9 protein-coding genes are annotated in these 9,358 nt (G+C 58.4%); 8 read left to right on the forward strand and 1 reads right to left on the reverse strand.

Translation table 11 applies throughout. The features are described 5' to 3' along the window. Positions 1-59 precede the first annotated feature (59 nt). From benA to pcaD, 6 genes are all read left to right on the forward strand, one after another. Positions 60-1,430, forward strand: coding sequence for a benzoate 1,2-dioxygenase large subunit (gene benA / locus ACPYOJ_RS21665; RefSeq protein ID WP_481418075.1), 1,371 nt, complete (start codon positions 60-62; stop codon positions 1,428-1,430). A gap of 90 nt (positions 1,431-1,520) precedes the next feature. Next, a complete protein-coding gene (gene benB, locus ACPYOJ_RS21670; RefSeq protein WP_481418076.1) occupies positions 1,521-2,012 on the forward strand; it encodes a benzoate 1,2-dioxygenase small subunit in 492 nt (163 codons plus the stop codon). A 20-nt stretch (positions 2,013-2,032) separates the two neighbouring features. Further along, positions 2,033-3,046 (forward strand): benzoate 1,2-dioxygenase electron transfer component BenC, encoded by a 1,014-nt coding sequence (gene benC, locus ACPYOJ_RS21675; protein ID WP_481418077.1) that lies wholly within the window; start codon positions 2,033-2,035, stop codon positions 3,044-3,046. After that, positions 3,046-3,828 (forward strand): benzoate diol dehydrogenase BenD, encoded by a 783-nt coding sequence (gene benD / locus ACPYOJ_RS21680; protein WP_481418078.1) that lies wholly within the window; start codon positions 3,046-3,048, stop codon positions 3,826-3,828. Before benC ends, benD begins: the two co-directional genes overlap by 1 nt. Before the next feature lie 71 nt (positions 3,829-3,899). After that, complete coding sequence (locus ACPYOJ_RS21685) at positions 3,900-5,243, forward strand: MFS transporter (RefSeq protein WP_481418079.1); 1,344 nt, start codon at positions 3,900-3,902, stop codon at positions 5,241-5,243. Then, on the forward strand, positions 5,240-6,061 hold the full coding sequence (gene pcaD / locus ACPYOJ_RS21690; RefSeq protein WP_481418080.1) for a 3-oxoadipate enol-lactonase: 822 nt from the start codon (positions 5,240-5,242) through the stop codon (positions 6,059-6,061). The genes ACPYOJ_RS21685 and pcaD overlap by 4 nt, the downstream gene beginning before the upstream one ends. Positions 6,062-6,149: 88 nt before the next feature. Here pcaD and ACPYOJ_RS21695 read toward each other — a convergent pair whose 3' ends face one another. After that, positions 6,150-7,085: a LysR family transcriptional regulator gene (locus ACPYOJ_RS21695; RefSeq protein ID WP_481418081.1), complete on the reverse strand. Its 936-nt coding sequence runs from the start codon at positions 7,083-7,085 to the stop codon at positions 6,150-6,152. A gap of 217 nt (positions 7,086-7,302) precedes the next feature. Here ACPYOJ_RS21695 and ACPYOJ_RS21700 point away from each other — a divergent pair, with 217 nt between their 5' ends. Together ACPYOJ_RS21700 and ACPYOJ_RS21705 are read left to right on the forward strand one after the other, a co-directional pair. Further along, positions 7,303-8,766 carry an amidase gene (locus ACPYOJ_RS21700; RefSeq protein WP_481418082.1) on the forward strand — a complete coding sequence of 488 codons (1,464 nt, stop codon included), beginning with the start codon at positions 7,303-7,305 and terminating at the stop codon, positions 8,764-8,766. Positions 8,767-9,044: 278 nt separating this feature from the next. Next, positions 9,045-9,358, forward strand: a 314-nt coding sequence (locus tag ACPYOJ_RS21705; RefSeq protein ID WP_481418083.1) for a Hint domain-containing protein, incomplete at its 3' end; no start/stop codon positions are given.

Here is a 9,358-nt window from a genome sequence, read left to right on the forward strand (position 1 = left end):
TCAATATCCATGGGAGGCGTCTGAGGAGGCGCCTTGCCAGACGCCAAAGGAGGAGAGCCATGCTCGACACGAACGCGAATGATCGCATTGAGGAAAAACTCTACAACGCTGTTGTCGACGATGCAGATGCGGGCACGTATCGGTGCCGCCGCGACATCTTCACGGACCCCGATCTATTCGAGCTCGAAATGGAGCATATCTGGGAGGGAAACTGGATTTATCTTGCTCACGAGAGCCAGATTCCGAACCCAAACGACTATCTAACCGGCTATATCGGGCGTCAGCCAATTGTGATTTCTCGGGATCGCGGCGGCATACTGCACTGCTTCCTGAATGCCTGTTCGCATCGGGGCGCCCAGATCTGCCGCCACAAGCGTGGCAACAAGGCGACGTATACTTGTCCGTTCCACGGATGGTCCTTCTCCAACACCGGCAGGCTACTGAAGGCAAAGGACCAGGATGGCGCGGGATATCCCGAACAGTTTAACAAGAACGGCTCCCACGACCTGACCAAGGTTGCCCGGTTCGAGAACTACCGCGGCTTCCTGTTCGGAAGTCTCAACGCTGACGTCTTGCCCCTCGAAACGCATCTCGGCGAGGCGCGGAAAATCATCGATATGATCGTAGACCAATCGCCCGACGGCCTCGAGGTGCTGCGCGGCAGTTCCACCTATGTCTATGACGGGAATTGGAAGTTGCAGACCGAAAACGGTGCCGATGGTTACCATGTTTCATCTGTGCATTGGAACTACGCCGCAACCACCAACCACCGCAAGGATGCGATCGCCGCTGCCGCGGGCCAGGATGTTACCCGCGCGATGGATGCCGGAAACTGGGCGAAGCAGGGCGGTGGTTTTTATTCCTTCGAGCATGGCCATCTCTTGCTCTGGACACGCTGGAGCAACCCTGAGGATCGGCCGCTGGCAGAGAAGCGTGATGAACTTACGGGGCGCTTCGGCCAAGCCTGGGCGGACTGGATGATCGACCGATCGCGAAATCTCTGCCTCTATCCAAACGTCTATCTGATGGACCAATTCTCCTCACAGATCCGGATGTATCGCCCGATCGCCGTCGATAAAACAGAGGTGACGATCTACTGCATTGCCCCGAAGGGTGAAAGTGCAGATGCGCGTGCGCGCCGCATTCGTCAGTATGAGGATTTCTTCAACGCAAGTGGCATGGCAACTCCCGATGACCTGGAGGAATTCCGATCCTGCCAGATTGGATATCAGGCGCGTCATGCGGCTTGGAATGATCTTAGCCGAGGTGCGACACATTGGATTGACGGCGCCGACGAAGGCGCGGCTTCCATCGGCTTGAAGCCATTGCTGTCCGGCGCCAAAACCGAAGACGAAGGTCTCTTCGTTATCCAGCATGGCTACTGGAGAGACGCATTGGCGAAGGCGATCGGGCGCGACCCGTCGCGCTGAATGTTGCGAGGCCAGCAGAGCCGCTCCTCGCCGTCATTTCGAAATATCCAGATTGAGCGGGCTGAGGAGCGGTCCGCCGGAGGAGATGTCATGACTATTTCACGCCAGAAGGTCGAGGAATTCCTCTATCGCGAGGCCCGTTATCTTGACGACCGCGACTGGGACAACTGGCTCGCCCTTTATGCACCGCATGTCGAATTCTGGATGCCGGCATGGGACGATGACGACAAGCTGACCGAGGATCCGGAGTCCGAAATCTCGCTGATGTATTACGCCAGCAAGCAGGGGCTTGAAGATAGGGTGTTTCGGATCCGAACGGATCGGTCGAGCGCCACAAGCCTGCCGGAACCCCGCACGGTGCATCACATCTCAAATGTCGAGATCCTGTCTCAGACCGAAGATCGCGTTGAGATCCGCTTCAACTGGATGACGCAGAGCTTCCGCTACAAGACGACCGACACACACTTTGGCACTACTTTCTATACGCTCGAAGTCGCGGGCGAAGAGATGAAGATCGCCCGAAAGAAGATCGTCCTCGTCAACGATTACATCCATCACGTCATCGACATCTATCACGTCTGAAGTCCGAGGAGGTTCCGACGATGCCCAGGATTGCCCTTAATTTCGAAGACGGCGTTACACGTTTCGTCGAATGCGTCACGAACGAACGCCTGGTCGACGCAGCGTACCGCGCGCGGCTCAATATTCCGATGGATTGTCGCGATGGCGTCTGCGGAACCTGTAAATGCCACTGCGAATCCGGCAGCTATGACATGGATTCCTATATTGATGAAGCGCTCACGGACGACGAAGCGGCGCAGGGTTTTGTGCTTGCCTGCCAGATGCGGCCGCGCAGCGATTGCGTCGTCAACATTCCAGCGACATCGGCGCTATGCAAGAGCGGGGCCCTGACCTTCGCAACCCAACTCGCCGACGTCCGCCGGCTTTCCGATACAACGATCGGCTTCACACTCGCGCTTGAGGAGCCTGACAGCCTTTCGTTTCTGCCGGGACAATACGTGAAGGTCTCGGTTCCGGGCACGGAGCAAAGCCGGGCATATTCCTTCTCCTCCCGGCTCAGTGACGGTCGTGTCGATTTCCTGGTTCGCAATATTCCAGGGGGGCTGATGTCCACCTATCTTTCGGAGCAGGCCACACCTGGCGACCAACTGACGATACACGGGCCGTCCGGCGCCTTTTATCTTCGCGACCTCAATCGCCCGGCGATGTTCCTTGCCGGGGGGACTGGCCTGGCGCCATTCCTCGCCATGCTCGACCACCTGCACGACAAGGGCGATTCAACGCCGCCCATCCGATTGCTCTACGGCGTCACCAGGGATGCCGACATGGTCGAGGTCGGCAGGCTCGAGGAGTTCGCCGCGGCACTCCCCAACTTCACCTTCGATGTCTGCGTCGCCGATGCCGCGAGCACCGCCGACCGCAAAGGCTTCGTTACCGACCATCTCGGACCGGAAGATTTTCATGGTGGCGACAGCGATGTTTATCTGTGCGGCCCGCCGCCTATGGTCGAAGCCGTGCGAAAGCACTTCGACATAATCGGCATCAAGCCGGCGTCCTTCCATTATGAAAAGTTCAATGCTTCCGAGGCAGCGTGATGAGGTCGGACCGCTTTGCCGAGAAGGTGATGGTTGTGACCGGTGCAGCCCAGGGCATCGGGCGCGAGGTGGCGGTCCGCGCCGCGGCCGAGGGCGCGCGCCTCGCACTTATCGACCGGTCTGATCACGTTCACAAGGTTGCAGGGCGCATCGAGGCCGCCGGTGGCACCGCGACCGCCATTCTGGGCAACCTGGAGAATTGGGATGGCGCCCAACGGGCCATTGCCCATGCAGAGCAACACTTCGGCCGCATCGACGTTCTCGTGAACAATGTCGGTGGGGCGATATGGATGCGGCCATTCGAGTACTTTGACGAGCGGCAGATCGAGGCGGAAATCAGGCGTTCGCTGTTTCCGACGCTATGGTGCTGTCGCGCCGTTCTGCCGTCGATGATCAAGTCGGGCCGCGGTATCATCGTAAACGTCTCGTCGATTGCCACACGCGGGATCAATCGCGCGCCATATTCAGCGGCAAAGGGAGCCGTTAACGCCCTGACCGTTGCGCTTGCCATGGAGAATGCAGAGCGCGGAATCCGGGTGAACGCGATCGCACCAGGCGGCACCGTAGCGCCGCAACGCGTCATACCTCGCAACAGCGATGACCAGACGGAAGACGATCGGCGTTGGATGGAAGAGGTCGTGCAGCAGACGACGCAATCCAGCCTGATGAAGCGGTACGGTACGCTTGAAGAGCAGGCGAATGCGATCTTGTTTTTGGCATCGGAGGAGGCGTCCTACGTGACTGGAACCATCCTTCCAGTCGGCGGCGGCGATACCGGATAAATGCCTGAATGGAAACTTCGTTGGCCGAGGAAAATCGGTGAACGGCAAGCCAATCCAAGGGAGGAACTATTATGCAGCGGAGAATTGTCGATGTTCAGGAGGTGTTCGATGCGCACCCCTTATCGAACTACCAGAAGATCGTGATTGTACTGTGCTTTCTTGTTGCCGCTCTAGACGGCTTTGATACGGCAGCCGTGGGATTTATCGCGCCCATGCTGAAGGCTGAATGGGGCGTGTCGCCGGTTGAATTGGCCCCCCTTTTCGCCGCAGGCCTGTTCGGCCTCATGACGGGGGCATTTATCTTCGGACCGCTTTCTGACCGGATCGGCAGAAAGCCGGTACTCTTGGTAACCACCGTGTTCTTCGGCCTCGCCACCTGTGCATCGACCTTTGCCACAGATATCCAGATGCTGACGGCCATGCGCTTCATCACCGGACTTGGTCTTGGCGGGGCGATGCCGGCATCGGTGACAGTCACCGCTGAAATCAGCCCTCAGGCAAGGCGAGCCACCCTCGTGACAATGATGTTCTGCGGCTTCACCATTGGGTCGGCTGCGGCGGGACTGGCCGCTTCGCATATCATGGCCGTTTGGGGCTGGCAGGGGCTTCTTGCCCTTGGCGGCGTGCTGCCCCTCCTGCATTTCCTTCTCCTGTGGGCATTGCTGCCTGAATCGCCACGCTATCTCGCACGTCACGGTGCTGCGCCCGACAGGATCGCCGCATTGCTGAAGCGCCTGGTGCCAGCAGCCAATCTTGAACAGACGGAGTTTGCCGTTCCCGTTCGTGCCCCCGGATCGCCCGTCCGGCAGTTGTTCGGACAGGGATTGGCCATGGGCACCTTCCTGATCTGGGTGACCTTCTTCATGAGCCTGCTGGTCTTTTATTTGCTATCGAGTTGGTTGCCGCTTCTGATCACGTCCGCCGGCTTCTCCATGGGAAGCGCTTCTGCAATGGGTGCGATGCTTGCGATGGGTGGTACCATCGGCGCCATCGTGATCGGGAGAATGATGGATGCCTTCGAGCCCCACAAGGTGTTGGCCGGAGCCTACATCGTGGCTAGTCTTTTTGTTGTCATCCTCGGCCACGCCGCGACGGTGCCGTGGCTCCTCGTCGTCGCGATCTTCGGCGCCGGTTTCGGGGTCGCGGGAGCACAGGTCGGAATCAACGCGCTCGCTGCCGGCTATTACCCGACCGAAAGCCGCGGTACCGGTGTCAGTTGGGCGCATGCGGTGGGTCGTACAGGGTCCATTTTGGGATCGGTGACTGGAGGCGTCCTACTGTCGCTTGGCTGGGACCTTTCCACGGTCTTCGCCGTTGCTGCGCTACCGGCCCTGGTCGCTGCATTGGCAATGCTTGCAAAGGCGCCGCGGTCTACCCGCACAGCCGCCCAAACTTCGCCGTCGAGAGCCGAATGAACGACATGCTCATCGACCTCGACGATCTCACCATGTACCTGCGGGCAGATGGCCCGCAGGAGGCACCGGTTCTCTTGATGCTACACTCGCTTGGAACAGATCATGGGGTCTGGGATCCGCAGGCAGAGGTGCTTTCTCAATATTTCCGCGTCCTCCGCCCCGATCTGCGTGGCCATGGCAGGTCCTCCGCTACCCCAGGCCCCTACAGCATCGAGGGTCTGGCTCTGGATATATTGTCCGCGATGCATCGGCTGGGTATCAGGCGTGCGCATGTCGTCGGCCTGTCCATCGGAGGCATGGTCGCTCAGGCTCTGGCAGCGGCTGCACCTGACGTTGTCGCTTCGCTTGTGCTTTCTGACACCGCCACTTCAATTCCCCCTGCTAGTCTCTGGCGAGATCGGGCCAGGACTGTCCGTCTGTCGGGCATGACTGCGATCGTTGATGCCGTTCTTGCCCATTGGGTAACGCCGGCTTTCCTCGATGCTCCGGAAACCCGGCGGCTCAGGTCAATGCTCTTGAATACGGCACCAGAAGGATATGCAGCGGCGGCCGAAGCAATCGCCGATGCGGACCTTTCAACAAAAATTCAAGGGTTGCGAATTCCGGCGTTGATCCTCGTCGGTGACCAGGATACCGCAACCCCGATATCGAGTGCGAAGCAGCTCGCCGACAGCATTCCTGGGGCGCAGTTCAGGCTGATAAAAAACGCTTCCCACATACCGACGTTCGAACGTTCGCAAGACGTTACAAAATTGATCCAGAACTTCCTCTGTGGGCACCTGGAGACGAGGCAAGAAAGCGCCCTTGAAACAAAGTAGATCGCTGCAGTGGACAGGGAGAAGATCTGATAGGTTCGCCATCCGATTGCTTGTCCTCCACCTTGCTGTGATCGGTGCGAGATCATCCTCAGTGTGACGACGGTAAGCGAATATTTGATAGTTGCAGCCATGGCGGGTTAGCGGCGTACATCTCACTGATTAGCTGCTTGACTTGCTTGATCCTTCCATTCGCGTCGGCGCGCCGGTAGCTCATGATGATCGGGGACGTTGCGTTTTCATCCGCGATCATCCTGTAGCAGACATCATCCGGCCTCTGCCTTTGCGAGGCGGCGGGAATGATGCAGAGTCCCATGCCCGCCGCGACCATGCCCAACGCGGCCTGGATTTCTCGAACTTCCTCCACCGAAGCGGGAACGACATCCAACTCGCCAAGGAGGTTCAAGATTTCATCGGCAAAGCTTGGCCGGGGTGTCGAAGGATAGACAATCAAAGGTTCATCCTGCAGCTCGATGAGCGCGATCGGGTCCTTCGGTAGTGATTTTGCATGTCCTTTCGGCAAAGCTACGACCAGTCGCTCTTCACGAAGCGTCAGTCGCTCCACCTCGCGATCGTTGAAGCGAACCCGGCCGAAACCAACGTCGATTCGCCCATCCTTCAATGCGGTGACCTGTTCCGTCGACATCATTTCGCTGATCTCTATGTCCAGTTCCGGCCACTGAGCGCGCATGCGTCGGACAAGGTCCGGAATACCACCATAGAGCGTCGAGCCGACGCAGCCGATGACGAACCGTTCACGTTGCGACCGGCCAATCCGCTGGGTTTGTTCCTTGATATGATCGATATTGACAAGCGTCCTCGTCGCTTGTTGATAGAGAAATCGTCCTGCTTCAGTGAGAGAGAGAGGTCGTTTCGACCTATCGAGGAGATTGACGCCAAGCTCTTCCTCCAGCTGCTGAATCTGACGGCTAAGTGGTGGCTGGGCAATATGCAGTTTGTCCGCCGCGCGCGAAAAATTCTGCTCGCGGGCGACTGCAACGAAATATCGAAGCTGGCGCAGATCCACGCTACTATACCTCCTCGGTATGGAAATCGACCATTATAGTTTTGGACCGGATTTAACGCGAGAGCTAGTGTTCTTCTCCCAAGGGAAAGCGTTTTGTTTTTGTCTCAAGCGCACGTGTCGCGTCTCGAGTGGTCGCCACCTGCCAAACAAAATGCCCCGAAAGATTTGAGTAAGCGAGGGCGGCTTCGACACCGCCTGCCTAAGCAGGAGATCAGACATGGATACTGGTGAGTCGTCGGATCGTCGAGAGCTGAGTGGAGTATCAACTGACAGGGGCGCCTCCGAGGCAGCGCTCTGGAGCTGGAGTGCGGCGAAGCTCGCAACGGCAATACGTGAGCGCGAGATCAGTAGCCGTGAGGCCACGCTCAGTGCTCTTGAGCGGGTCGCTTCCGTCAATCCAAAGGTCAATGCAATTGTCGATCTCCTTGCAGATGAGGCGTTGGCTGCAGCCGATATTGCCGATCTTGCCATCAAGGAGGGAAGGGCCGTTGGCAGCTTGCATGGCGTGCCGGTGACCATAAAGATCAACGTCGACGTCAAGGGACGCCCGACGACCGAAGGCGTTGTGGCGCATAGGGACAGAATTGCGGAGGATGACAGTTCCGCGGTTCGAAACTGGCGCAAGGCGGGAGCCGTGATCATCGGCCGTACGAACACACCGGCGATGTCATTCCGTTGGTTCACTGAGAATGACCTCCATGGCCGAACGTACAATCCTTGGGATCGTCGTCTTACGCCAGGTGGTTCCAGCGGCGGCGCCGGTTCGGCAGTCGCGGTCGGAATGGGCGCGCTTGCCCACGGAACGGACATCGCCGGCTCTGTGCGTTACCCTGCATATGCGTGTGGCGTCTGCGGAATCCGACCATCATTTGGCAGGACTCCTTCCCGCAACCTTCAAGGGGGGCCTATCAGTGCAGCGCTGATGGCCGTCCAAGGTGTGCTTGGCAGGAACATCACGGACCTTCGACTTGGGCTCGAAGCTCTCTCCGCACATGATCCTGGAGACCCCTGGTGGGCGCCTGCTCCCCTTCACTGGCCCGGCTCGGCGAGCAAGCTGAAAGTCGCACTCTTCTCGCATGCGGAAGGCTACAAGCCGGCCCCATCTGTCGTTGCTGCACTCGAAAGCGCAGCCAAAGCCCTCATGGCTGCAGGCTACATCGTCGAAGAAAAGGAACCGCCGCACTTCGCGGAAGGTGCACAGCTCTGGTCTCGCCTCGTGATCAACGAGCGTCGGCAAGAGCTGAGCGTTGGCATGGAGAAATTTGGAGACGATCGTCTCCGGAATTTCGTTGGAGCATGGCTGAAGGTCACGCCGGAAGCTGACATCTACGACTTCTCACAAGCGATGAAACGCCGTGCTGCGATTGCCGCAGCCTGGGACCTTCTATTTGAGGAATATGCGGCGGTTGTCATGCCAAATTCTTGGGAGCCACCATTCCTGAACGATCGCGATCAGGGTGGGCCGGAGGCGGTGCGAGAAATCCTCCACGCACAGTCCCCGATGCTGCTTCCTGCGGTATTGGGTGTGCCGGGACTTTCAGTTCCGACTGGGGTGCTGGAGAGTGTACCGACCGGCGTTCAAATAGTTTCACGGCGATTCCGAGAGGATCTATGCTTCGCAATTGGAGAGGTGATCGAGAACGCGCACCCTATGCCGGTACCCATCGATCCCAAAGGCTAGTTCAACAAGCTACCGGGTCGCCAAACGTCGATCCGCTCAACATCGGTGCTTTGTGATGGTAGGCGGCGTTTTGATGCTCTCCCGAAACCCCGGTCCGGCGCCTGACTCGGATAAGCTTATGCCCTCATTCAAAAGGCGGAGCAGCCTTCATCTTTGGGTATAGCTGCTGCGCCTATGGCTACGTAGAGCATGAAAATGTGCAGATTTTCTAATATGGAAAGCTGATGCAGAATGACGGGTAGCATTTCGTCTCCAGCGCCAATCGAAAGGAGAGAGCTATGTCGTCAAGCCAGGTCAACAACGCGCGGCGTCAAGTCCTCGGTCTCGCTGCCGCAACGGGTGCTAGAGTAGCGGCGATAGGTGCAGTAGCGGGGATTGGTGCCCTTGGGGCGACGGTATTGGCCCAGCAGGGCAGCGGTAGCGGAAACGGGTCCAATTGCTTTCTCCGAGGCACCTCTGTTCTGACACCAACAGGCGAGGTTTGCGTCGAAAACCTTCAGATCGGCGATCTTGTCGAAACCGTGCGCGGCCAAGCCATACCGGTGAAATGGGTCGGTCGTAGTCTCTACAAGCGAAGCGGCCCATCCTGGAA

The organism is Rhizobium sp. SVR5-9E, assembly GCF_056755095.1.

Excerpts from the sequence above, each read along its gene's own strand:
- benA (WP_481418075.1), top strand. The coding sequence starts at position 60 with ATGCTCGACACGAACGCGAATGATCGCATTGAGGAAAAACTCTACAAC.
- benB (WP_481418076.1), top strand. The coding sequence starts at position 1,521 with ATGACTATTTCACGCCAGAAGGTCGAGGAATTCCTCTATCGCGAGGCC.
- benC (WP_481418077.1), top strand. The coding sequence starts at position 2,033 with ATGCCCAGGATTGCCCTTAATTTCGAAGACGGCGTTACACGTTTCGTC.
- benD (WP_481418078.1), top strand. The coding sequence starts at position 3,046 with ATGAGGTCGGACCGCTTTGCCGAGAAGGTGATGGTTGTGACCGGTGCA.
- ACPYOJ_RS21685 (WP_481418079.1), top strand. The coding sequence starts at position 3,900 with ATGCAGCGGAGAATTGTCGATGTTCAGGAGGTGTTCGATGCGCACCCC.
- pcaD (WP_481418080.1), top strand. The coding sequence starts at position 5,240 with ATGAACGACATGCTCATCGACCTCGACGATCTCACCATGTACCTGCGG.
- ACPYOJ_RS21700 (WP_481418082.1), top strand. The coding sequence starts at position 7,303 with ATGGATACTGGTGAGTCGTCGGATCGTCGAGAGCTGAGTGGAGTATCA.